Origin of the sequence: Azospirillum rugosum (assembly GCF_017876155.1) — a bacterium.
In the GTDB taxonomy this organism is placed as follows: Bacteria; Pseudomonadota; Alphaproteobacteria; order Azospirillales; family Azospirillaceae; genus Azospirillum; species Azospirillum rugosum.
This window is the reverse complement of record NZ_JAGINP010000004.1, coordinates 1-20,627: the sequence shown is the minus strand read 5'-3', so window position 1 is coordinate 20,627 and position 20,627 is coordinate 1. Positions and strand designations below refer to the sequence as shown.

The 20,627-nt window shown below is 69.3% G+C and carries 18 protein-coding genes and 3 tRNA genes; 9 read left to right on the top strand and 12 right to left on the bottom strand.

Features of this window, described 5'->3' with window-relative positions:
- Nucleotides 1–409: 409 nt before the first annotated feature.
- From J2851_RS06560 to J2851_RS06550, 3 genes are all read left to right on the top strand, one after another.
- The gene (locus J2851_RS06560; RefSeq protein ID WP_246500472.1) at nucleotides 410–2,164 is read left to right on the top strand and encodes a DUF2491 family protein; all 1,755 of its coding nucleotides are present in this window, start codon (nucleotides 410–412) and stop codon (nucleotides 2,162–2,164) included.
- 37 nt (nucleotides 2,165–2,201) lie between these two features.
- Nucleotides 2,202–2,627, top strand: coding sequence for a DUF350 domain-containing protein (locus J2851_RS06555; protein ID WP_209765107.1), 426 nt, complete (start codon nucleotides 2,202–2,204; stop codon nucleotides 2,625–2,627).
- Nucleotides 2,628–2,782: 155 nt separating this feature from the next.
- Complete coding sequence (locus J2851_RS06550; protein WP_209765106.1) at nucleotides 2,783–3,553, top strand: hypothetical protein; 771 nt, start codon at nucleotides 2,783–2,785, stop codon at nucleotides 3,551–3,553.
- Nucleotides 3,554–3,723: 170 nt separating this feature from the next.
- Here J2851_RS06550 and J2851_RS06545 read toward each other — a convergent pair whose 3' ends face one another.
- The 8 genes from J2851_RS06545 to J2851_RS06510 form a co-directional block, all read right to left on the bottom strand.
- Nucleotides 3,724–4,149, bottom strand: coding sequence for an NUDIX hydrolase (locus J2851_RS06545; RefSeq protein WP_209765104.1), 426 nt, complete (start codon nucleotides 4,147–4,149; stop codon nucleotides 3,724–3,726).
- 128 nt (nucleotides 4,150–4,277) lie between these two features.
- On the bottom strand, nucleotides 4,278–5,288 hold the full coding sequence (gene dgcN, locus J2851_RS06540; RefSeq protein ID WP_209765102.1) for an N-acetyltransferase DgcN: 1,011 nt from the start codon (nucleotides 5,286–5,288) through the stop codon (nucleotides 4,278–4,280).
- A 28-nt stretch (nucleotides 5,289–5,316) separates the two neighbouring features.
- Nucleotides 5,317–7,392, bottom strand: a complete 2,076-nt coding sequence (locus J2851_RS06535; RefSeq protein ID WP_209765100.1) for a TRAP transporter permease — start codon at nucleotides 7,390–7,392, stop codon at nucleotides 5,317–5,319.
- Nucleotides 7,393–7,554: 162 nt separating this feature from the next.
- On the bottom strand, nucleotides 7,555–8,544 hold the full coding sequence (locus tag J2851_RS06530; RefSeq protein WP_209765098.1) for a TAXI family TRAP transporter solute-binding subunit: 990 nt from the start codon (nucleotides 8,542–8,544) through the stop codon (nucleotides 7,555–7,557).
- A gap of 135 nt (nucleotides 8,545–8,679) precedes the next feature.
- Entirely contained in the window at nucleotides 8,680–9,858 is a 1,179-nt protein-coding gene (gene rhmD / locus J2851_RS06525) for an L-rhamnonate dehydratase (RefSeq protein ID WP_209765097.1), read from the bottom strand.
- 22 nt (nucleotides 9,859–9,880) lie between these two features.
- Complete coding sequence (locus J2851_RS06520; RefSeq protein WP_209765096.1) at nucleotides 9,881–11,263, bottom strand: MFS transporter; 1,383 nt, start codon at nucleotides 11,261–11,263, stop codon at nucleotides 9,881–9,883.
- A 69-nt stretch (nucleotides 11,264–11,332) separates the two neighbouring features.
- Nucleotides 11,333–12,085, bottom strand: a complete 753-nt coding sequence (locus J2851_RS06515) for an SDR family NAD(P)-dependent oxidoreductase (protein WP_209765095.1) — start codon at nucleotides 12,083–12,085, stop codon at nucleotides 11,333–11,335.
- A 197-nt stretch (nucleotides 12,086–12,282) separates the two neighbouring features.
- Nucleotides 12,283–13,125: a fumarylacetoacetate hydrolase family protein gene (locus J2851_RS06510; protein WP_209765094.1), complete on the bottom strand. Its 843-nt coding sequence runs from the start codon at nucleotides 13,123–13,125 to the stop codon at nucleotides 12,283–12,285.
- A gap of 125 nt (nucleotides 13,126–13,250) precedes the next feature.
- Between J2851_RS06510 and J2851_RS06505 the strand changes: the two genes are divergently transcribed.
- Entirely contained in the window at nucleotides 13,251–14,207 is a 957-nt protein-coding gene (locus tag J2851_RS06505; RefSeq protein WP_209765093.1) for a LysR family transcriptional regulator, read from the top strand.
- A 6-nt stretch (nucleotides 14,208–14,213) separates the two neighbouring features.
- On the opposite strand, the gene J2851_RS06500 is transcribed toward J2851_RS06505, so the two are convergent.
- Nucleotides 14,214–14,603 (bottom strand): hypothetical protein, encoded by a 390-nt coding sequence (locus J2851_RS06500; protein ID WP_246500471.1) that lies wholly within the window; start codon nucleotides 14,601–14,603, stop codon nucleotides 14,214–14,216.
- A gap of 430 nt (nucleotides 14,604–15,033) precedes the next feature.
- Nucleotides 15,034–15,216, bottom strand: coding sequence for a hypothetical protein (locus J2851_RS06495; RefSeq protein WP_209765092.1), 183 nt, complete (start codon nucleotides 15,214–15,216; stop codon nucleotides 15,034–15,036).
- 297 nt (nucleotides 15,217–15,513) lie between these two features.
- Between J2851_RS06495 and J2851_RS06490 the strand changes: the two genes are divergently transcribed.
- From J2851_RS06490 to J2851_RS06480, 3 genes are all read left to right on the top strand, one after another.
- Nucleotides 15,514–15,600 (top strand) — tRNA-Leu (locus J2851_RS06490).
- A gap of 45 nt (nucleotides 15,601–15,645) precedes the next feature.
- A tRNA-Ala gene (locus J2851_RS06485) sits at nucleotides 15,646–15,721 on the top strand.
- A 39-nt stretch (nucleotides 15,722–15,760) separates the two neighbouring features.
- Nucleotides 15,761–15,847, top strand: a tRNA-Leu gene (locus J2851_RS06480).
- A gap of 51 nt (nucleotides 15,848–15,898) precedes the next feature.
- Here the strand turns inward: J2851_RS06480 and ald are convergent.
- On the bottom strand, nucleotides 15,899–17,017 hold the full coding sequence (ald, locus tag J2851_RS06475; protein ID WP_209765091.1) for an alanine dehydrogenase: 1,119 nt from the start codon (nucleotides 17,015–17,017) through the stop codon (nucleotides 15,899–15,901).
- Between the two features lie 460 nt (nucleotides 17,018–17,477).
- Here ald and J2851_RS06470 point away from each other — a divergent pair, with 460 nt between their 5' ends.
- Nucleotides 17,478–18,005, top strand: a complete 528-nt coding sequence (locus J2851_RS06470) for a phasin family protein (RefSeq protein ID WP_246500470.1) — start codon at nucleotides 17,478–17,480, stop codon at nucleotides 18,003–18,005.
- Between the two features lie 72 nt (nucleotides 18,006–18,077).
- Here J2851_RS06470 and J2851_RS06465 read toward each other — a convergent pair whose 3' ends face one another.
- A complete protein-coding gene (locus J2851_RS06465; RefSeq protein ID WP_209765087.1) occupies nucleotides 18,078–19,598 on the bottom strand; it encodes a bifunctional metallophosphatase/5'-nucleotidase in 1,521 nt (506 codons plus the stop codon).
- A gap of 173 nt (nucleotides 19,599–19,771) precedes the next feature.
- Between J2851_RS06465 and J2851_RS06460 the strand changes: the two genes are divergently transcribed.
- Nucleotides 19,772–20,494 carry a type 1 glutamine amidotransferase gene (locus J2851_RS06460; protein ID WP_209765085.1) on the top strand — a complete coding sequence of 241 codons (723 nt, stop codon included), beginning with the start codon at nucleotides 19,772–19,774 and terminating at the stop codon, nucleotides 20,492–20,494.
- The last annotated feature ends 133 nt before the right edge of the window (nucleotides 20,495–20,627 follow it).

The window sequence follows — 20,627 nt, the reverse complement described above, 5'->3', positions numbered from 1 at the left end:
ACAAGAGATGGCCTGGGACAAAAAGCGGAAGGGCAAGACGCGCACCCCACGCCGCAGACCCTTCTTCTGCGAAGGATCCACCGCGGAACGCCGATGTCTTACGTCGTCGCTTCGTCATCGTCAAGTTGACGCGCGATTCCCGCTGCGGTTTTCAGCCGCAGCCATAGAAGTGGTATTACAACTTGCTCCGGACGGCCCTGTCCGGCGCCCGCGATTTCCTGGCCAACACATCGCCATTGCCACATCGCCTTTGCAAGGATCGGCTGTGGCCGCGGTCTCGGGCGCCTTGACGCGGCGGGCCGGCAACGCTAGAGCTTAAGCCTCAAACAGGGCCTGCCGGCGAACTTTTTGGGCGCCGGGGGCGTTGTGGTGTACGCCAATTCACCGAAGCGGCCGGCCGAACGTCCCGATGCCCATCCGAACCCGGATCGTTGCCTCCCTGTTGAGCGCCCTGCTGGCGCTGACCCCGGTCCTGCCCGGACCGGCCGTCTCCCTTGTGTCGGTGACGGTGTCCGCGACCGTCGCGGGGGTGGTCACCGCCTGGCCCGGCGAGGCCGAGGCGCGTTCCCGCAGCAGCGGTGGGTACAGCCGTCCGTCGAGCGGCGGCTACAGCCGGCCCTCGCGCACGCCGTCCTTCTCCACCGGCCCGTCCACCTCCCGCGTGCCCTCGGCGGGCAGCAGCGGCTACGCGCGGCCCCCGTCCAGCGGCGGCTACGCACGGCCGCAGACCTCGCCGTCCTTCGGTTTTCCGGGAGCGATGTCGCCGTCCCAGAGCGGCGGCGACCTGTCGGTGTCGCGCCGCTCCAGCGGCGAGGCGCTGGACCGCTACCGCGCCCAGCAGGAGCGCGAACGCACACCGCCGGTCACCGCGCCGCCGCCCTCCACCGCGCAGCGGCCGAATTCGGGCTCCGGCTGGGGATGGGGCGGGGGAGGCGGTGGTAGCTGGGGAACCGGCGGCTGGGGGCAGCGGCGCTCGGGCGGGGCCTACCCGCCGGGGAGATACGCGCCGGGCGGCTGGTACGGCGGCTGGAACCCGCCGGGCTGGGCCTACCGCAGCGCGCCGCGCTTCGGGATCTGGGACGGGCTGTTCCTCTGGTTCCTGCTCGACAACCTGACGCGGCCCGGCTACGCCGACTGGTTCCACAACCACCAGAACGACCCCGGCTACCAGCAATGGCGGGCCGAGGCCGACCGCCGCGCCCAGGACGACGCCGACCTGAAGCGGCGCCTGGACGAGCTGGACGGCCGCCTGCGCGCGCAGCAGGACCAGCCGCGCGACCCCAACTACCTGCCGCCGGACGTCCCGAAGGAGGTCGCCCAGGGCGACGCAACGGCCGAGACGAACGCAAACGCGGACCGCACCCCGGCGGAGCGGTCCGGCGGCTTCGGCATGGGGACGCTGCTGGTGATCGTGCTGCTCGGCGGGGCGGGCGTGGTGGCCGTGATGGTCCTGCGCCGCCGCTCCGCCGCCTCCGGACAGGGGACATCCGCCATGAACCGCTCGCCGCTGGGTACCGCCGCCGACATCATCCGCAACAAGGTCACCGGCGCCAAGTACGAGCCGTCGCTGTTCCGCGTCGGCATGACCATCACGCTGGACCCCACGCCCTTCCTGCTCGCCGGGACGGCCACGAAGGTCACCGCGCCCAGCGGGGCCGGCGGCGACACGCTGGTCAGCGTGGAGGCGGTCGGCACGCTGAAAGGCGGCGGCGTCACGCTGCACCGCCTGTACCTCCAGGGCGGCCGCGGCTTCTTTCAGTTGCACCTGGGCGAAGACGGCACGCCGGACGAATGCCGCTGGTTCTCCATGCTGGATGAGATCCACCCGGCCGACGCGGAGGAGTGGGGCTTCTGGCTGGCCGACGCCGACGGCATGATCGGCTACCCGCAGTTCCAGACCAAGGACGGCAAGCTCTACGACCGGCAATGGGCGCCGAGCGAGGCGCGCATCCGGCCCGTGGTCTTCGAAGAGACGATCACCGACCACCGGGGCAGCCGCAGCCGGCGCCTGTCCACCATGCTCTACGCCGCCCCCACCGGTGCCGCCGACCCCGCGCCGGCCACGGAATATGTGCTCGTCGCCGCGCTGGAGGACATGCAGCAGGCCTGGGTGGACGTCCGCGCCGGCATCGACATCAACCCCGCCACCCTTTCCCTCGCCTAAGACAAATTCTGAGCCAGAAGACCGGACGGACCCCACTATGGACACCAGCCTCGCGCAAATCCTGCAAAGCCTCGAATCCGGCCTGCCGCTGCTGGTGCTGCATTTCGGGGCGACGCTCCTCCTGTTCTTCATCGGCGTGGCGATCTACGTCGCCGTGACCCCGATGCACGAGCGCGAGCTTCTGGCCGACGGCAACAAGGCGGCCGGCGTCGTGCTGGGCGGCACGGTTGTGGCGCTGGCCATCCCGCTGGCGGCGACCCTGGCGACCAGCAGCGCGCTGATCGACATCATCATCTGGGGCACGGTGGCGCTGGTGTTCCAGCTGCTGACCTTCCTGGTGGCCATCTGGCTGTTCCGCGACCTGCGGACCATGATCGAATCCGGCAACGTGGCGGCCGGCACGGCGCTGGCCGGCTTGCAGATCGCCGTCGCGTTGCTGAACGCGGGGGCCATGGCGGGCTGAAAGCCCGTGTCGGACCAGGGCGGGCTGAAAGCCCGCTTGGGACCAGGGCGGGCGAAAGGCCGCAGGCGGCACTCTGGCGGGCCGACGGGCGCGCCACCACCTATGGCGGACCGAAGCTGTCGAAGCACGGCACAGAACACAGGGGAATCGCAGCCATGATCTCGTTCATCCGCAACCTCGTTGGCGTCAAGACCGACCAAGCCGTGCAGTCCGCGGTGGAAGCCCTGGTCCGCTGGGACCCGAAGTCCGCCACCGAAGCGGAACTGCGCTCCATGGAACAGAATCTCGACCAGCTCGGCCTCCAAGTCGCGCAGGCGCGCGCCGCCTATGAGAAGGAGCAGAAGGAGGCCGACGCCATCACCGCGCTGTCCCGCCAGCGCATGGCCGCCGCCGAGCACCTCCAGAAGCAGCTGGAGACGGAGGCCGACGCCGGCCGCAAGGCGCAGCTGGAGAAGAGCCTGGAGACGCTGGTCGGCATGCTGGAGCAGATGGCCCCGGACATCGACCGCGAGGAGCAGGACGCCCGCGATGCCCGCGACTTCCTCGACACGCTGGAGAAGACCTACTCCGACGCCGGCAACAAGCTGAAGCAGGCGCGGTCGGAGCTGCAGCGTGCGGAGCGCGACATGGGCCGCGCGGCGCAGCAGCGCGACATGGCGCAGCAGCGCGCCGAAGCCGCCCGGCAGGCCGCGGGCCTCAGCGGCGCCACCTCCAGCCTCGGCACCGCGTTGAAGGCGATGCAGGACGCCGCCGCCCGCGACCTCGCGTCGGCGGAAGCGGCCAACAGCAAGGCCCGTCTGCTGAAGCCCAGCAAGCCGGAGGAAGAGGACCCCAACATCAAGGCGGCCCTGGCCGCCGCGTCCGGTGGGAAGCCCGCGCCGACCAACCTGTCGGACCGTCTGGCCGCGCTGAAGAACCGGGGGTAACGGGGTTTTGGGGGAGTGGTCGCGTTGGGCCCCCACCCTAACCCTCCCCCATCTTCGACGGGGGAGGGAACTCCGCCGCTTCGACGCTAAACTCCTCCCCCCGCGAAGTGGGGGGAGGTCGGGAGGGGGGCCCAACGCGACCACTCAGCCCCATCATCCCCAACAGAACCTCACCCCGGCGGAATGCCCAGGCGCAGCAGCATCTCCACCAAGCCGCTCTCGCCCACGGTCAGGGCGGCTTGGCTGGGGGACAGCCAGCGGCGTTCGCGTTCGGATTTCTCGGGCCAGTCGTCCAGTTCCTCGTCCACCTCCAAAAGGTAGACGGTGACGGAGCAGAGGACGGACTTGGACGCGGTCAACCGCTTGACGTAGCGGTAGCTGCCGAAGGGCTTGTGGTCGACGGTGCCGCGCACGCCCGCTTCCTCATAGGCCTCCCGCGCCGCCATGGCGTGCGGCTTCACGGCCTTTTCGGCCCAGCCCTTGGGAATGATCCATCGCCGCGTCTCCCGCGAGGTCACGAGCAGGACCTCCGGCCGGCGGCTGCGCAGGCGGAAGGGAAGGGCGGCGTATTGGATGCAGGACGTGCGGTCGCTCATGATCTGCAAGTGGGCAGGTTGAACCCCAAATCCAATTCGGCAAAAGGCAAGCTTGAGCGCGAAACTACGACAAAGGGCGGAGCCCTTCGGTCAGCAAAGGCGGAGCCTTTCGGCCCCGCCCGGATCCTTCAGGCGGGAAAATCTTCCATCAAACGATCCACGATTTTGCCGACACCGAACCGGATCGGATCGGTCGCCGGCAGGTTGTGGGCCTTTTCCGCCGCCTCCAGGCAGGCGCGGGCCTCATCCTCGCCGTAAGCCTTGGTGTTGATGGCGATGCCGACCGGGCGGATGCCCGGGTTGGTCAGCCGGCCGCACTGGATCGTCAGGTCGATCACCTCCTGAATGGAGGGCAGCGGGTGCTGCACCCCGCGCATGGTCGTGCGCGTCGGCTCGTGGCAGACCACGAAGGCGTCGGGCTGGGCGCCGTGCAGCAGGCCCAGCGACACGCCGGCGAAGGACGGGTGGTAGAGCGAGCCCTGGCCCTCGATCAGGTCCCAGTGCCCCGGCGCCGCGGCCGGCGCGATCCACTCCACCGCGCCGGAGATGAAGTCGGCCACCACCGCGTCGATGGCGACGCCGCGGCCGGAGATGAAGACGCCCGTCTGGCCGGTGGCGCGGAAGTCGGCGTCGAGCCCGCGGGCGCGCATCTCCCTCTCCAGCGCCAGCGCGGTGTATTTCTTGCCGACGGAGCAGTCGGTGCCGACGGTCAGCAGGCGCAGGCCCGGCCGCCGAGTGCCCTTGCCGGTGGCAAAGCGCTGGTCGGAATGGCGGACGTTGAACAGCCGGCGGCCGTGCGCCGCGGCGGCCTCGCGGATGGCCGGGACGCTCTCCAGCCGGGCGTGCAGGCCGCTGGCGACCTCCATCCCCGCCTCCAGCGCCTGGACGATGGCGCTCGTCCAATGCTCCGGCAGGACGCCGCCGGCGTTCACCACGCCGACGACCATCGTCTTCGCCCCGCGGCTTGCAGCCTCCGCGATGGTCAGGTCGGGAATGCCGAGGTCGGCCTTGCAGCCCTCCAGCCGCAGCTGGCCCAGGCACCACTCCGGCCGCCAGTCGACGATGCCCTGCGCCGTCTTGGCGGCGAGCTGGTCCTGCACGTCGCCGACGAACATCAGGTAGGGGTGGGGGATGTCCATGCTTCGGATCCTTGTCGGGGGGTGTCGTTCAGGCGGCGTGCGGGGTGAGCTTGCGCGCGCTCATCTGGCGGATCAGCACCGGCACGATCAGCGCCAGCCCGATCAGCGAGGAGTAGATCTCCGGCGCCACCAGCAGGATGGCGGCGACGGCCAGCACCAGCCGCTCCCACGCCTGGGTCCGGGTGAGCAGCCAGCCGGACAGCGCGGCGCCGAGGCAGGTGATGCCGATGATGCAGCCGAGGAAGGCGATCAGGAAGTCCGGCCAGGTGAAGCCGGGCACGACCAGCAGAAGCGAGGGCGAGAAGACGAAGACGAAGGGAACCAGCGCCTTGCCAAGCCCCAGCCGGAAGGCCGTGTTGCCGGTCTTGAACGGGTCGGCACCGGCCATGCCCGCGGCGGCGTAGGCGGCCAGCGCCACCGGCGGCGTGATGTCGGCCAGCACGCCGTAGTAGAAGACGAAGAAGTGCGCGACGATCGGCGCCACGCCGAGGATGCCCAGCGCCGGGGCGGCGATGGTCGCCATGATGATGTAGTTGGCGGTGGTCGGGATGCCGCAGCCCATCAGGATGCAGACCACGCCGGTCATGATCAGGGTGAAGAGCAGCGTCAGGCTCTTGGCGTCGAACAGCCCGCCCGGCAGGATCGCGCCGACGTAACCGGCCATCTCCGCCGCCGTGGAGGTGACGATGAAGGAGATCTTGAAGCCGACGCCGGTCAGCGTCACCACGCCGACGACGATGCCCACCGTCGCGGCCGCCGCACCCACGGCCAGCGCGTATTTGGCGCCGTCGCGCAGGCCGTCCAGCACCTCCCAGATGGTCATGCGCTTGCGCGGGTTCAGCAGCCCGACCGCGATGCACAGCGTGATGCCCCAGAAGGCCGCCATGTAGGGGGTGTAGCCGGCGATCAGGATGCCGATCAGCGCCACCAGCGGGATCACCGTCGGCCAGTCGCGGCGCAGCGCCGCCTTGACGTCCGGCATCTCGTCCGGGCGCAGGCCGCGCAGGCCGTTGCGCTTGGCCTCGAAATGCACCTGCACCAGCACGCCGAAGAAATGCATGAAGGCCGGCACGATGGCCGCGATGATGATGGTGGTGTAGGGCAGGTTCAGGAACTCGATCATCAGGAAGGCCGCGGCCCCCATGATCGGCGGCGTGATCTGCCCGCCGGTGGAGGCGGTGGACTCCACCGCCGCCGCGAAGTGCCGCTTGTAGCCCAGCCGGATCATCGCCGGGATGGTCAGCGATCCCACCGTCACCGTGTTGGCGACCGAGGAGCCGGAGATCATGCCGAACAGCGCCGACCCGAAGACCGACACCTTGGCCGGCCCGCCGGCGTAGCGCCCGGCCACCCAGGCGGCGCAGTCCAGGAACAGCTGGCCCAGCCCGATGCGCGTGGCGAAGACGCCGAACAGCACGAAATGGAAGACGTAGGTCGCCACCACGCCCAGCGCGATGCCGTAGATGCCCTGCGTCGTCAGGTAGAGGTGGTCGACCAGCTGCGGGAAGGTGGCGCCGGGGTGGGTCAGCAGGCCCGGCATCTGCGGCCCCCAGATCGCGTAGGCCATGAAGACCAGCGCGATGATCGGCAGCGGCCAGCCGACCGACCGCCGCGTCGCCTCCAGCAGCACGACGATCAGGATGCCGCCCAGGATGACGTCGGTGGTGGTCGGGTTGCCAACGCGGAAGGCCAGGTCGTCCAGCGGGATCAGCGGCACGTGCAGCACCGCCGCCACGGCGCCGGCCGCCAGCAGCCAGTCGAACCAGGCGATGCCGAGCGGGCGCAGCAGGCTGCCCCCGGCCGGCTGGTCGTAGCCGCGCTTGGTGAAGGGGAAGACCAGGAAGCAGAGGCCGAGCACGAAGGACAGGTGGATGCCCCGATGCTCCATCTCCGGAAGCAGGCCGAAGCCGGCGGTGTAGTAGTGGAACAGCGACAGCAGGATCAGCAGCCCGCCGACCAGCCGCCCGGCCAGGGGCGCCAGCGGGCGGAAGCGGATTTCGGAATCGAACTTCTCTTCCAGCTCCCGCGTCTTGGCCTCGTCGAGTTCCATCGTGGCGGGATCGAGCCGCGGCTCGTCCGCCGGCGCGCGATGGGTGTCGGTCATGGATGCTCCCGGTGAAATGGGGAGGGGGTGGTCGTCGTCGACCTATTGCCCCCTCCCTGACCCTCCCCCGCTTCGCAGGGGAGGGGAACTTTGCCCTCCCCTGCGAAGCGGGGGAGGGAGGGACCCGCGCGCGAGCGCGGGAGGGTGGGGGCAAGCGCCCCCTTACTTCACCAAACCCTGCTCCTTGTAGAACTTCTCCGCCCCCGGGTGCAGCGGGATGCCGAGGCCGCTGGTGGCGTTCTGCAGGGTGACCAGCTTGCCCTTGGCGTGGCCGGCGTCGAGTGCGGCGCGGCTCTTCTCGTTGTAGAGCGTCTTGACGATGTTGTAGACGAGGTCGTCCGGCTGCTTGGCGCTGGTCACCCACTGGGCGTTGACGGAGATGGTCTGCGTCTCCGGCACGTCCTTGTAGGTGTTGGCCGGGACGGTGTCCTTGGCGAAGAACTGGTACTGGCCCAGCAGCTTCTCCACCTCCGGACCGCTGATCGGCACCAGCGAGATGCCCGACGAGGTGGCAAGCTCGGAGATGGCGCCGGTCGGGTAGCCGCCGACGAAGAAATAGGCGTCGAGCGCGCCGTCGCGCAGGCGGTCGCCGGCCGGGCCGGGCTTCAGGTATTCCGCCTTCACGTCCTTCTCGGTCAGGCCGTAGGCGCCCAGCACGATTCGCGCGTCCACCAGCGTGCCGGAGCCCGGCTCGTCCATGGACACGCGCTTGCCCTTCAGGTCGGCGACCGACTTGATGCCGGCGTCCTTGCGGGCGACGAGGTGGATGGTTTCCGGATAGAGCGTGGCGATGGCGCGCAGGGACTCGATCTTGCCCTTGCCCTCGAACAGGCCGGTGCCGGTGTAGGCCCAATAGGCGACGTCGGACTGGGTGAAGCCCGACTCGGAGCTGCCGCCGTTGATCGCGTTGATGTTCGCGACCGACCCGTTGGAGGCGACCGCCGTCGCCACGAGGCCCGGAACGCCGCCGTTGTTGCCGGAGATCACGTTGGCGATCAGGCCGCCCACCGGGTAATAGGTGCCCGCCGTGCCGCCCGTGCCGATGCGGAAGAAGGCCGGGGTCTGGGCAATGGCGACGGTGGCCGCGCCGATGGCGACCGCACCCGCCACCGCCGCAAGCGCCTTGCGGCGGGTCATGGACAGAATCGTCACGACAATCTCCCTTTTATTATGTGTCGTAACGGAATCATGCCGTTGGGCGGCGCCGTTGTCGATACCAATGGTAGGACCGGTCAGCCGAACGCCCCTCCCGGGCCTTGCGGCGGGAGGGGCGACGGGAAACGGCCCTCAGTGCGTGTGCGGGCGGTTCAGCGCGCAGTCCGGGTTCAGCCGGACGCCGAAGCCCGGCGTTTCCGGCACCTTCAGCCGGCCGTTCACCGGAACCGGCTCGTCCAGCAGCAGCGGGTTGAACATCGGCACGACCTCGTCGGCCTTCGGCGCCATCATCAGGAACTCGGCGAACGGGCTGTTATGCCGGGTCACGACGAAGTGGTAGCTGTAGACGCTCGACCCGTGCGGGACGACCAGCGCGCCGTGGGCGTCGGCGAGGGCGGAGATCTTCACCAGCTCCGTGATGCCGCCGCACCAGCCGACGTCCGGCTGGATGATGTCGCAGCAGCCCATCTCCAGCAGCATACGGAAGCCCCAGCGCGTGGCCTCGTGCTCGCCGGTGGTGACCAGCATCCCCTTCGGCACGTTGCGGCGCAGCTGTGCGTAGCCCCAGTAGTCGTCGGGCGACAGCGCCTCCTCGATCCACTTCAGCCCGAACTCCTGCGCGCCCAGCGCCAGCTTGGTCGCGTAGTTGACGTCCAGGCTCATCCAGCAGTCGTACATCAACCAGAAGCCGTCGCCGACCCGCTCCCGCATGTCGGCCAGCAGGGCGAGGTTCTTCCGCAGACCCTCCTCGCCCTCGGCCGGGGCGTGGTGGAGCGGCAGCTTGCCGCCGATGAAGCCCATCTTCTTGGCGAGGTCGGGCCGCGCGCCGGTGGCGTAGAATTGCAGCTCGTCCCGCACCGGCCCGCCGAGCAGCTGGTAAACCGGCTCCTGCCGCACCTTGCCCAGCAGGTCCCACAGCGCCAGGTCGACGCCGGAGATGACGTTCAGGACGATGCCCTTGCGCCCGTAGAACAGGGTGCCGTTGTACATCTGGTCCCACATCTTCTCGATGTCGGTGACCTTCTGCCCCTCGACGAAGCGGGCGAGGTGCTTCTCGACGATCCAGGCGCCGATCTCGCCGCCGGTGGTGACGGCGAAGCCGACGGTGCCGTCGGACGCCTCCACCTCCACCACCAGCGTGCCCAGCACGTTCAGGCCGAAGCTCTGGCGGCTCTGTCGGTATTCCGGGTACTTGCTCATGGGGGTGGCGATGTGGTCGTCGATCCAGTGGTCGGCGCCCTGGTCGTGGTAGTCGGCTCCGCCGCCGCGCACGGTGAAGGCGCGGAGCTGTCGGATGGTCGGAACGGCCATGGGGAAAACTCCCGGATTCGTGTTACGGCTGGTGCTGCGGGGAGACGGCGCGCGGGGCGCGCAGCGCGTCGGGGGAGGCGGTGATGCGCTCCGGCTCGGACAGGCCCATCGCCTTGAGGCCGAGGAAGAGCAGGGCGCCCAGCACGGTGGTCGCGGCCAGCAGGTAGAGGCCGGCGGCGCCGGAGGCGAAGGCGCCCTCCGCCCAGGTCTTGACGTTCGGCGCGACGAAGCCGCCGAGCGCGCCCAGGGAATTGACCAGCGCGATGCCGCCGGCCGCGGCGGCCCCCGCCAGATAGCCCGTGGGGAAGGTCCAGAACAGCGGCTGCACCGCGATGAAGCCGGCGGCGGCGACGCACAGCGCCAGCAGCGAGATGAAGGGCGACGGCGTGGCGACGGACACGGCGATGCCGATGCCGGACACGGCCAGCGTCAGGGCGGCGGGGACGCGACGCTCCCCCGTGCGGTCGGAATAGCGCGGGATGAAATAGGCGGCGGCCAGCGCGCAGACCCAGGGAATGGCGGTGACGAGCCCGACCGTGAAGCCGACCTTCTGGCCGAGCAGCCCGGCGACCTGGGTCGGCAGGTAGAAGACGACGCCGTAGACGCTCATCTGGATCAGGAAATAGATGGCGCAGAGATACAGCAGCTTCGGGTTCGACAGGGCGGCCAGGACGCTCTTCGGGCCGTGGGCGTGCTTGCTCGCCTCCTCCGCGCCGATGGCGCCGTTCAGGGCGGCCTTTTCCTCAAGCGTCAGCCACGTGGCGTCGTTCGGGCGGTTGTCCAGGTACCAGAAGGCCCAGACGCCGACGACGGAGGCCAGAAGCCCTTCCACCAGGAACATCCACTGCCAGCCGGCGAAGCCGCCGGCGCCGTGCAGGTCGAGCAGCAGGCCCGACAGCGGGCTGCCGAAGATGAAGGCGATGGGCGCGCCGAAGTAGAACAGCCCCATGGCCCGGCCGCGGGCGTGGGCGGGGATCCAGTAGGTCAGGTACAGGATCACGCCGGGGAAGAAGCCGGCCTCCGCCACGCCCAGCAGGAAGCGCAGCCAGTAGAAGGCGGTCTCCGTATGGGCGAAGGCCATGGCGGCGGAGATCAGGCCCCAGGTGACCATGATGCGGCACATCCAGGCGCGGGCGCCGACGCGGTGCATGATCAGGTTGCTGGGGATCTCGAACAGCGCGTAGCCGATGAAGAAGATGCCGGCGCCGAGCGCGAAGGCGGCGTCGCTGAGGCCGGTGTCGACCTGGAACGCCTTCTTGGCGAAGCCGATGTTGGCCCGGTCCAGGAAGGCCAGCACATACATCAGCAGAAGGAAGGGCAGCAGCCGGGCCGTCACCTTGGCGACGGTGTGGTCGAGCAGGGCAGGCGCCGGCGACGCCGGCGGAGCGGTCGCGGAGATGGGCATGTCGCGTTTCCTCGGGGGGCTTGCCGGGGGCGCTTGTTCTTCTTGTGCGCCCTCCGGTCAGTGGGGGCGTCAGTACACGGCGCGGCCGCCGGAGATGTCGAAGACGGCGCCGGTCGTGAAGGAGCAGTCCTCCGTCGCCAGCCAGCCGATGATCGCGGCCACCTCCTCCACCTGGACGAAGCGGTTCATCGGGATCTTCGACAGCATGTAGTCGATGTGCTCCTGCTTCATCTGGGCGAAGATGTCGGTCTTCGCGGCGGCCGGGGTGATGCAGTTCACCAGCACGCCCTTGGTCGCCAGCTCCTTGCCCAGCGACTTGGTCAGGGCGATCAGCCCGGCCTTCGACGCGCTGTAGTGGGAGGCGTTGGGGTTGCCCTCCTTGCCGGCGATGGAGGCGACGTTGACGATGCGCCCATAGCCGCGCTGGATCATGTGCGGCACCACCGCCCGGCAGGTCAGGTACGGGCCGACGAGGTTCACGTCGATCACCCGGCGCCAGACCTCCGGCTCCAGCTCCCAGGTCGGGCCGTTGCCGCCGGTGATGCCGGCGTTGTTGACCAGGATGTCGATGCGGTCGAAGCGGGCCAGAGTCGTGGCGACGGCGTCGGCGACGGACCGCTCGTCGGTCAGTTCCACCACCGCGCCGGCCACGTCGCCGAGCGCCGACAGGCGCTCCCGCGCCTCCTCCAGCTTGCCGGCGTCAACGTCCCACAGGCACACCGCAGCACCCGAGCGCAGCATGCGCTCCGCCGCCGCATAGCCGATGCCACGCGCACCCCCGGTGATGACGGCCACCCGGCCGTTGAGATCGAGACGGTTCATGGTTGTCACTCCCTGTATGTTCTTCTTCTCCCTCTCCCCTCCGGGGAGAGGGTCGGGGTGAGGGGGTTGCGCTTCTGCCGGACGTCCTTGCGTCGCGGGGCCCCCTCACCCGGTGCTTCGCACCACCCTCTCCCCAGGGGGGAGAGGGTTTGCCCCCTCACCCTAACCCTCTCCCCGGAGGGGAGAGGGGACTGAGGTCAAATCTCGACGGTGCGCTGCCGCTGCTCGCCCAGGCCCTGGATCCCCAGCCGCATGGTCTGGCCGGCGCGCAGGTAGAGCGGCGGCTTCTGGCCCAGGCCGACGCCGGGCGGGGTGCCGGTGGAGATGATGTCGCCCGGTTGCAGGCTCATGAAGCGGCTGATGTAGGATACCAGGTGGGCGACGCCGAAGATCATGGTCCGGGTGCTGCCGTCCTGGAACCGCTTGCCGTCCACCTCCAGCCACATGGCGAGATCCTGCGGGTCCTCGATCTCGTCGGCGGTGACCAGCCAGGGGCCGGTCGGGGCGAAGGTGTCGTGGCCCTTGCCCTTATCCCAGGTGCCGCCGCGCTCCAGCTGGTAGGCGCGCTCAGACACATCGTTGACGATGCAGTAGCCGGCGACATGCTCCAGCGCGCTCTCCTCGGGCACGTACTTGGCCGTCTTGCCGATCACCACGCCCAGTTCGACCTCCCAGTCGGTCTTCTCGGCGCCGCGCGGGATCTCCACGTCGTCGAAGGGGCCGCAGATGGAACTGGAGGGCTTCAGGAACAGCACCGGCTCGGTCGGCACGGCCATGCCGGACTCCGCGGCGTGGTCGGAGTAGTTCAGGCCGACGCAGACCATCTTGCCCACCGCGCCGACGCAGGCGCCGATGCGCGGGTTGCCGGGGATTTCCGGCAGCGTTTCCGGATCGATGCGGCGCAGGCGGTCCAGCGTCTCCGGCTGCAGGGTGGCGCCGGTGATGTCCGGCACCTGCCGGGACAGGTCGCGCAGGCGCCCCTGGCTGTCGAGCAGGGCCGGCGTCTCCCGGCCGGGCTGGCCGACGCGCAGCAGCTTCATGATGTCCTCCCGATTGTTCATTGACGAATTGTTGGCAGCGTAAGACAAAGCCGTGATGCCATTCCAATCGAATGTCGTCGCGGATCGATCGAGTTTTTCTATCGCAAGCCGAACAGTGAGAGCCCATGCGCCCGTCCCCCCTGCTGCCCACGCTGATGAACCGCCTGCGCCTGAAGCAGCTGGCCCTGGTCGCGGCCCTGGGGGAGCAGCGGAACCTCCACCGCGCGGCGGCGGCGATCAACGTGACGCAGCCGACGGCGACCAAGATGCTGCACGACGTGGAGCTGGTTTTCGGCTTCCCGCTGTTCGAACGGCTGCCCCGTGGCATGCAGCCGACGGAGCTGGGGCGGGAGGTGGTGCGCTTCGCCGTGCGGCTGCTCGCCGACTTCGACCGCTTCGCCGAGGATCTGGACGACAAGCGGCGCGGTGGCTACGGGCAGCTGGTGGTCGGGGCGATCATGGGGGCGGCCCCCGACCTCGTCGCGCGGGCGGTCGCCGACCTGAAGGCGAAGCGGCCCCTATTGGTGGTCCGGCTACTGGGGGAGACCAGCGACGAGATCCTGGACCTGCTGGCGGAGCGCAAGATCGACCTCGCCGTCGGGCGCTTCGCCGGACCGCTCCAGCACAACGAATTCGACTTCGAGCCGCTGGCCAACGAAACGCTCTACGTCGTCGCCCGCGCCGGCCACCCGCTGGCGGGCATCCCGGCGCTGGAACTGCGCGACCTCGCCGACCTGCCCTGGGTGGTGCAGCCGCTGACCAGCCCGGCCCGCCAGCTTCTGGAGCAGGAATTCGCCCAGGCCCGCATGGCGACGCCGGCGAATGTGGTGGAGGCCAGCTCCATCTTCGCCACGCTCCAGCTGCTCCAGACCAGCGACGCGGTGGCGGTGCTGCCGGAATCGGTGGTGCGCGACCACCTGCGGGCCGGGCTGCTGGGGCGGCTGCCGCTGGTCATCGGCAAGAACCTGACCGGCTTCGGCATCCTGACGCGCAAGGGCGAGGTGCCCGGCGCCGTCGCCGTGGAGTTCCTGCGCGCGTTGCGCCATTACGCCCAGGCGATCGGGGCGCAGCCTGTGACGTAACGCGTATCAGGCTTGCCGGTTGGGAAGCTTGGCGCCGTCGCGTGTGTAGATCTGCCGCAGAGTGCAGTATTCGTCCATCTGCACGATCACCGAGCCGGGCTGGTCCTTCAGGTAAACCCAGGCGTCGTAGCCGACGATCTTGCCGCGGCGGTCGTCGCGGTAGAGGCCGTAGACCACGTCCCGCACGTCGTCGATGGGAATGCGCGCCCCGGCCAGCGACCGCGCGAGCACCGGGTTGCAGACGCCAGGGCTGAGGCGGTCGAGGCTGGCGACGGCCCCCGGCTCCGGCGTCGCCTGGGCCGGCGGGGTCAGGCCGGCCGTCAGGTCCGCGCAGCCGGCCAGAAACGCCGCCGTCAGGGCGGCCGACGCCGCCCACCCCCGGATGTGTGCTGTCATGATGGAACCTCCCGGCCGGTCGCCGCTGCGCCGGCCCTGATCGAATGGGTGACTGTCCGCCATCAAACCGGGCACCACCTGATTGGTTTCCCGCACCATCGGTCGTATCGCGAACAGGAGGACACGCCATGCCGCAGCAACGACGCGCCAACGATTCCCGGGCCGAGAAGCGCAAGGGCAAGCGGAAGGCCAAGCTGCGCCGCAAGCGCGCCGCGCGAACCGGTTGAGCCGAACGCCCTGAACGCAAGAAAACGCCCGCCGTCGGTTGAGGACGGCGGGCGGCGAAGTTCTAAACAGGGAGGCACACGCCTTTAAGGGCAAGGACAGAGTAGCAAGTCCCGCTTACCCGCGCGAAAGTGGGAAAGGCTAGGGCGGCGGCGCGTTCGGGGTGCGCCGAAGGCGGGCGCCTTTCCTCCTCGAAGGTGGGCGATCAATCCTCCGCGGCCGCTCCGTGCTTCGGCGGGGCCGTGGGCTCCAGCAGGCCGGCCCGCTCCATGAGCCAGGCCAGCGTGTCGGTGCGCACCCCGCCGACGCTGGGGACCCCAAGGGCCTGCGCCTGCTTCACGACGCGACGAAGTTGACGAAGCTGTTCTTCCGTCGGCGGCTCAACCATGACCGCATTCCTTCCCGTGCCTGTCGTCCATTGTACACCTTCCAGCCGGACATTCGCCACGGACGGGGATTGCGTCGAATGGTCCCGGTCGGGGTGAATTGCCAGCGCGCGGACATACGCTGCGGGTTGGACGCCGGATCTCCGGAAACTCCTGCGCCTTCCCATTTTGGCGGGGCGGCGGTTCCTGGAAAAAAGAAAATGCCATTCGTGAAAAATTTCTCTTGAGCGCCGCCGGCGGGCCGGCTATACGAGCGCTCCCGCGTCGCCCCAAGGGACGCGGGTCGAGGTTGAAGAAACGCGCTTGTGGCGGAACTGGTAGACGCGCTAGGTTCAGGTCCTAGTGGCTGAAAGGCCGTGGGGGTTCGACTCCCTCCAAGCGCACCAACATCCTGGTGTTGGGCACTTCGGTGTTTGGTTGAGAGGTACAGTGGGGCCATAGCTCAGCTGGGAGAGCGCTACAATGGCATTGTAGAGGTCAGGAGTTCGATCCTCCTTGGCTCCACCATCTCTCTCCAAGGTTTTGACCCTCACAAGGGTCGGCGATGCGGTCGTGGCGGAATTGGTAGACGCGCAGCGTTGAGGTCGCTGTGGCAGAAATGCTGTGGAAGTTCGAGTCTTCTCGACCGCACCATCTCCGATGAAGAAATCAGGGGCCTTCCGGCCCCTTTTTCTTTGCCTGAACCTACAATCCCAAAGCCTCCTCGGCCGGCCTGTAGGCCAGGTTCTGCGCCTCCGCCACCGCCTTGCAGGTGACGGTGCCGGCGTGGACGTTCAGGCCGTTGCGCAGGTGCGGGTCGCGGGCCAGCGCCGCGCGGTGGCCGTGGTCGGCGAGGTCGAGCACGAAGGGCAGGGTGGCGTTGTTCAGCGCGAAGGTCGACGTGCGGGCCACGCCGCCGGGCATGTTGGCGACGCAGTAGTGCACCACCCCATCGACCACGTAGGTCGGCTCCGCGTGCGTGGTCGGGCGGGAGGTCTCGAAGCAGCCGCCCTGGTCGATGGCGACGTCCACCACCACGGCGCCGCGCTTCATCCGCGACACCATACCGGCGGTGACCAGCTTCGGCGCCGCCGCCCCGGGCAGAAGCACCGCGCCGATGACGAGGTCGGCGTCCAGCACATGCTCCTCGATCGTGTCCACCGTGGAATAGAGCGTCTGGAGCTTCGCGCCGAACTGCAGGTCCAGCTCCTTCAGGCGGGCCAGCGACTTGTCGATGACGACGACTTTGGCCTCCAGCCCCATGGCCATGCGGGCCGCGTTGGTGCCGACCACGCCGCCGCCCAGCACCACCACCTTCGCCGCCGGAACGCCCGGCACGCCGCCCAGCAGCACGCCGCGCCCGCCCTGGGCCTTTTCCAGGCAATGGGCCCCGGCCTGGACGGACATGCGCCCGGCGACCTCGCTCATCGGCGCCAGCAGGGGGAGACCGCCGCGCGCGTCGGTCACCGTCTCGTAGGCGATGGCGGTGGCGCCGGACTCGACCAGCAGCGCGGTCTGCTTCGGGTCGGGGGCCAGGTGCAGGTAGGTGAACAGGATCTGGCCGGGCCGCAGCAGGCGGCATTCCTGGGGCTGCGGCTCCTTCACCTTCACGACCATGTCGGCGCGGGCGAAGACGGTGGCGGCGTCGGCCGCGATCTCCGCCCCGGCCGCTACGTACTGCTCGTCCTCCAGCCCGATGGCGGTGCCGGCGCCCGCCTGCACCAGCACGGAATGGCCGTGGTGCGTCAATTCGCGCACCGAGGCCGGGGTCAGCCCGACACGGTATTCGTGGTTCTTGATCTCCGTCGGCACTCCGATGAGCATCGCAACCTCCGCGGTCATGGCCGGGACCCGCACGCCCGCGCATCGCACCGGCCGCTTGTTGTTGCCCCTTTATTTAGGATGCGTTGGCCCGGCCCGCAGCCCCCCGCGAACCTTGGTCGCGCTTGCACCGCGACACCCCGTCGTTAAATAAAAAACGCTGCAATTTTCGTCGCAGTCTTTTGTCCCCTAAAAGCTCCATCCCCTGCAATAAAGTGTATGGGGGTAGTTTTTAGAGTTGTGGATTGGCCATTGCTTGGCGTGATATAGGGCTGGTCATTGTGTCGCGGTGCACAAAAACAAACGCGATAAAGACAAAGCCGCAAACAAAAACATGGAGGAAGCGTCCGGTTCGGACGAAATGAAATCAGGAGCAAGGGATATGGCATCAGACAAGGACGCGCAGACGGTAACCCGCGATACCGCCGCCCGGGCCCGGTCCGCAGCCGAAGAAGCAGCCCGCATGGGTGAGTCCGCGACCCGGCGCGCCGCCGACGCGGCCCGCTCGATCGCGGACGAAGGAACCGACACCGGCCGCCGCATGGCCGACACCGGTGCCAACGCCGCGCGCGACATGATGGGCAAGGCCACCCAGATGGCCGGGCAGAACGCCGAGCAATTCAACCGGCTGATGGGCTTTTCCGCCGACGCCCAGGGCGAGGTCGCCCAGCAAGCGCGCGAGAACATGGACGTCATGGCCCAGTGCGGCGGCGTGCTGATGGAAGGCATGCAGTCGATCATGCGCGAATGGATGAGCTTCGCGCAGGAGGCGATGGCCCGCAACGTCGAGGGCGTCAACACGATGATGCGCAGCCGGTCGGTCCAGGACCTCTACGCCGCGCAGAGCGACATGATCAAGGACGAGATGGCGCTGCTGCTGAACCGCAGCGTCAAGATTTCCGAGCTTTCGGCGCGGACCGCCAACGACGCGGTGCGCCGGCTGAACGCCCGGGCGGAGGGCGCCGCGCGGCAGGCACGCCACGGCGCCTGACGCCCCCCACGATCCATCCTGGCCTTGCGCCCCCGGTCCATCAGGGCCGGGGGCGTCTTTTTGCCGGCGCCGTCACTTCGCGATAATGCGCCCCTCGACCTTGGGCGCCACGGTCTTCCTCGCCTCGACGTAGTCCATGACGATGGTCGCCATCAGCACCGCGCCGGAGGGATCCACCACGACCTTGCCGCGGGTCAGCGCGGCATAGCCGTCGCCGCCCTTCAGCATGTAGTCGTTGGTCGCCACGCGGTAGACGGCGGCGGGGTCGAGCGGCTTGCCGCCCACCTTGGCCTCGGTCACGCGGGTGCCGGAGGGCAGCTTCGGGTCGTAGGTGAAGGTGACGCCCGACACCTGCGGGAAGCGCCCGGCCTTTTCCTCCACCTTGGACACGCCGTGTTCCAGCGCGGCCATCAGGTCGATCCCCTTCAGCTCGGTCAGCACCCCGACGTTGCCGAAGGGAAGCTCCGCGAAGACGTCCTTGCGGGTGATCCTGGACCCGGCCGGGTGCAGCGCGTCGGCGCGGATGCCGCCGCCGTTGGTGATGGCGACGTCGGCCTTCAGCCCCTCGCGCAGCGCGTCGGCGATCAGGTTGCCCATGCTGGCCTCCTGCGTGCGGACGACGTCCTTGCGGCTGTCCAGCGGGGTCTCCGTCGTGCCGATGACAGCGGCCAGCGTGGTGTCGAGGCTGTCGGTGTACTTGCCGACGATCGCGGCGACCTCCGCGTCCGGCGCCACGCCGGCGGTGGTGGTGAAGCGCCACTCGGTCGGCAGGACGGTGGTTGCCGGGCCCTTGTCCGTCGCCTTGGTGCTGACCGCCAGCTCGACGACGCCCAGATACTGCCCGTCGTGGCCGGCCTTCAGGATCAGGGTGGAACCCTCGTAGAAGCTGATCGGGTCGTGGTCGTGACCGCCGAGCACGAGGTCGATGCCCTTGACCTTGGTGGCCAGCTCCCGGTCCTCCTCGATGGTCAGGTGGGTGAGAGCCACGACGACGTTGGCGCCGCCGTCCCGCAGGGCCTTCACGGCCGCCGTGGCGGTCTCCTTCACGTCGGCGAAGCGGATCTCCGGGCCGGCGCTGGACAGGCGCGCGGTTTCCGGCGTGATGACGCCGAGGAAGCCGACCTTGATGTCGCCGACCGTCTTGGTCCAGGTGGCGACGGCGCCGCCGTAGGGCTTGCCGTCCGCCTTGGACAGGACGTTGGTGCCGATCCAGGGGAACCTCGATTCGGCGATGCGCATCTTCAGCACGTCGTCGCCGAAGTCGAATTCGTGGTTGCCGAAGGTCACCGCGTCCACACCGATGGCGTTGAACAGCGCGATCATCTGGTCGCCACGCGTCGTGCCCGACAGCAGGGAGGGGGACAGGAAGTCGCCGCCGACCGTGGTCATCGCGTTGGCGTCGCGCTGGCGGGCCTGCTTCAGCAGGGTCATCAGCGGCGCGAAGCCGCCCTGGCCCTTGATGGGCGCAATCTCGTAGATGTCGTTGATGTGCAGGAAGGTCAGCCTGCCATTCTGCGCCATGCCCGTCGCCGGAATCAGAAAGGCGCCGGCGAGTGCGGCGGCGCCGGCCAGCGTACGAAGCCCGATCAGCATAAGTCTCGTCTCCCTGGGGATTCGCCTGGGGGTTCTCGGGGGTGTGCCCCCCGCATCGCCGCACTGTATCCCATTCCCGCGCGCCGGCGCATAGCGGCCTTGCACGTCTTGATTTCGCGGGCCCGCCTGCACATCAATGCGGCCTGAGCCAACCGCAACGGACCGACCGACCCATGCGCATCCTGGTCGTGCAGAACAGCCGCACCGCGCCCGCCGGCCTCGTCGGCGACGCCCTGGCCGGCCTCGGCGCCAGCCTCGTCACCGTCGCCGCGAACGAAGGGGAGGCGCTGCCCGCCACGCCGCAGGGCTACGACGGCCTCCTCGTGCTCGGCGGGCCGCAGGACGCCTGGGACGACGCGCAGGGGCCGCATTTCCCGCAGGTGATGGATCTCATCCGCGACTTCCACGCCGAGGATCGGCCGGTGCTGGGCATCTGCCTCGGCGCCCAGCTTGCGGCGCGCGCCTTCGGCGCCCGCGTCCACCGCCACGACCGCGCGGAACTCGGCGTCGCCGCCGTGGACCTGACCGACGCCGGCCGGGACGACCCGCTGCTCGCCGGGCTGGGGGAGCGGCTGCACATGGTGCAGTGGCACTACGACACCTTCCAGTTCCCCGACGGCGCCGTCCCGCTCGCCCGCAACGAGGCCTGCGAGCGGCAGGCCTTCCGACTCGGGGACTCGCTCTACGCCTTCCAGTTCCACCCGGAAGCGACCGCCCCCATCGTCCGCGGCTGGGCCTCCCGCTTCGGCGAGGAAGCGCGCGAACGCAACCGCGCGGTGCTGGACGGCCTGGACGAGGCGCTGGACCAGCACCTGCCGGCTGCGGAAACCGTCGCCCGGACGATCTCAAAGCGCTGGCTGGATCTGGTGCGGGAGCGGGCGGCGCAGGCGGTGTGACATCGTAGGTTGGGTGGAGGGGGGGGGGCCCCCCCCCCACCCCCCCCCGCGGGGGGGGGTGGGGGGGGGGGGGGCCCCCCCCACCAACCCGCCGACCGAAAAAAGGTGGGTGGGCGTGGGGAGGGGCCGCCCC

What these genes read in the sequence shown, in the direction of transcription:
- J2851_RS06515 (WP_209765095.1), bottom strand. Translation starts at nt 12,085, where the DNA reads ATGAACCGTCTCGATCTCAACGGCCGGGTGGCCGTCATCACCGGGGGT.
- dgcN (WP_209765102.1), bottom strand. Translation starts at nt 5,288, where the DNA reads ATGGACATCCCCCACCCCTACCTGATGTTCGTCGGCGACGTGCAGGAC.
- rhmD (WP_209765097.1), bottom strand. Translation starts at nt 9,858, where the DNA reads ATGGCCGTTCCGACCATCCGACAGCTCCGCGCCTTCACCGTGCGCGGC.
- J2851_RS06535 (WP_209765100.1), bottom strand. Translation starts at nt 7,392, where the DNA reads ATGACCGACACCCATCGCGCGCCGGCGGACGAGCCGCGGCTCGATCCC.
- J2851_RS06520 (WP_209765096.1), bottom strand. Translation starts at nt 11,263, where the DNA reads ATGCCCATCTCCGCGACCGCTCCGCCGGCGTCGCCGGCGCCTGCCCTG.
- J2851_RS06495 (WP_209765092.1), bottom strand. Translation starts at nt 15,216, where the DNA reads ATGGTTGAGCCGCCGACGGAAGAACAGCTTCGTCAACTTCGTCGCGTC.
- J2851_RS06470 (WP_246500470.1), top strand. Translation starts at nt 17,478, where the DNA reads ATGGGTGAGTCCGCGACCCGGCGCGCCGCCGACGCGGCCCGCTCGATC.
- ald (WP_209765091.1), bottom strand. Translation starts at nt 17,017, where the DNA reads ATGCTCATCGGAGTGCCGACGGAGATCAAGAACCACGAATACCGTGTC.
- J2851_RS06555 (WP_209765107.1), top strand. Translation starts at nt 2,202, where the DNA reads ATGGACACCAGCCTCGCGCAAATCCTGCAAAGCCTCGAATCCGGCCTG.
- J2851_RS06465 (WP_209765087.1), bottom strand. Translation starts at nt 19,598, where the DNA reads ATGCTGATCGGGCTTCGTACGCTGGCCGGCGCCGCCGCACTCGCCGGC.
- J2851_RS06550 (WP_209765106.1), top strand. Translation starts at nt 2,783, where the DNA reads ATGATCTCGTTCATCCGCAACCTCGTTGGCGTCAAGACCGACCAAGCC.
- J2851_RS06560 (WP_246500472.1), top strand. Translation starts at nt 410, where the DNA reads ATGCCCATCCGAACCCGGATCGTTGCCTCCCTGTTGAGCGCCCTGCTG.
- J2851_RS06545 (WP_209765104.1), bottom strand. Translation starts at nt 4,149, where the DNA reads ATGAGCGACCGCACGTCCTGCATCCAATACGCCGCCCTTCCCTTCCGC.
- J2851_RS06510 (WP_209765094.1), bottom strand. Translation starts at nt 13,125, where the DNA reads ATGAAGCTGCTGCGCGTCGGCCAGCCCGGCCGGGAGACGCCGGCCCTG.
- J2851_RS06460 (WP_209765085.1), top strand. Translation starts at nt 19,772, where the DNA reads ATGCGCATCCTGGTCGTGCAGAACAGCCGCACCGCGCCCGCCGGCCTC.
- J2851_RS06500 (WP_246500471.1), bottom strand. Translation starts at nt 14,603, where the DNA reads ATGACAGCACACATCCGGGGGTGGGCGGCGTCGGCCGCCCTGACGGCG.
- J2851_RS06505 (WP_209765093.1), top strand. Translation starts at nt 13,251, where the DNA reads ATGCGCCCGTCCCCCCTGCTGCCCACGCTGATGAACCGCCTGCGCCTG.